Below are 417 nucleotides of genomic sequence, written 5' to 3' on the forward strand. Positions count from 1 at the left end.
GGCGGGCAGGGCCTCGACGGGGCCAACCCCGCCGCGCGCGGCAGCGCCGCCACCGGGGCGGGCAGGGCCTCGACGGGGCCAACCCCGCCGCGCGCGGCAGCGCCGCCACCGGAAACCCGAACCACCTCGGATCGACCGGGCTGCCCTATTCGAACACCGTCGTGGGCGCGGTCCTGATCGGCAATGCCGGCGGACGCGGAGCGGACGGCGCGGCGGGCACCGACCAGTCGGGTGGTCACGGCGGCCAGGGTCAAGGAGTGGCGCCCTGGTTCAGCGCACCGCACGACTGGATCGTCAGCGGTGACGGCGGCGATGGCGGCGACGGCGCCGGCGGCGGCGCGGGCGGTGACGGTGGCAACGCCGGTCTGGCGCAAGGCTCCTCGCCCCGAGCGGCGGTGTTCGGCGGCGTCGGCGGAT

General features: G+C 77.9%; 1 pseudogene. It reads left to right on the forward strand.

The features are described from left to right. Positions 1–417: pseudogene (locus H7I57_RS30885) on the forward strand (hypothetical protein); the annotation flags it as partial.

This window comes from Mycolicibacterium pyrenivorans (assembly GCF_025821625.1).
In the GTDB taxonomy this organism is placed as follows: Bacteria; Actinomycetota; Actinomycetes; order Mycobacteriales; family Mycobacteriaceae; genus Mycobacterium; species Mycobacterium pyrenivorans.